Annotated in this window: 1 protein-coding gene; it reads left to right on the plus strand. The window is 44.7% G+C overall.

The annotated features are described in order from the left end of the window. The first annotated feature begins 17 nt into the window (after positions 1-17). Complete coding sequence (locus L5M28_RS23950; protein ID WP_263198721.1) at positions 18-908, plus strand: IS982 family transposase; 891 nt, start codon at positions 18-20, stop codon at positions 906-908. Positions 909-922 lie beyond the last annotated feature (14 nt).

Raw genomic sequence — 922 nt, forward strand, 5'->3', positions numbered from 1 at the left:
ATCACACCGGAGGGCCTATGCATAAATTAGTGGAAGTGTTTTGCGATGTCGATGATTTTTGCGCTGTTTTCATTCCAGAATGGGAAAAAACGCTGTTAACCGATGGTACACGCAAGCGTCAACGCCCTGGCCGTATGACGATGAGCGAAGTGATGACCATCATCATACTTTTTCAGATGTCCCACCACCGTGATTTCAAGAACTTCTACATCGGCTATCTGGCTCATTTCTACAAATCTGCTTTTCCTAATTTACTCAGCTATACCCGCTTTCTTGAGGTGATGCCCACTACTTTAGTGCCGCTTTGCAGCTACTTTGCCAGCCTCAAGAGTGACCCCACTGGCATCGAATTTGTTGATTCAACCAGCATCAAAGTGTGTCATAACCTACGTATTCATCGCCATAAAACCTTGGCGGGACTGGCGTGCAGAGGTAAAGGCACCATGGGGTGGTTTTATGGCTTTAAGCTGCATTTGATTGTGAATCATCAAGGCGGAATCGTGGCGGCCAAAGTGACGCCTGCAAATGTACATGACACAAAACCGGTGAATGAGATGGTGCACAGTGACATGAATAAACTCTATGCAGATAAAGGGTATATCAGTAAAGCGCTGTCCAGTGAATTGCTGGATAAAGGCGTGAAGTTGGTGACGAACGTGCGTAAGAATATGAAAGCGAAGGCAATGTTGTTGTGGGATAGAGCGATGCTGTCGAGACGTTTCATCATAGAAACCATCAACGACCAGTTAAAAAATATCTCTCAAATAGAACACTCTAGACACCGCAGCGTGCATGGTTTTATGCTAAATATGATTGCCGGACTCATCGCCTATCAATTGAAAGACAATAAGCCACAACTGAACCTCACTAACGCAGAGTTTAATGCTATTACAGTTATGGCTTGTTAAACCGATCTCAGGTT

The organism is Shewanella sp. SW32, from assembly GCF_025653365.1.
Taxonomy (GTDB): domain Bacteria; phylum Pseudomonadota; class Gammaproteobacteria; order Enterobacterales; family Shewanellaceae; genus Shewanella; species Shewanella oncorhynchi.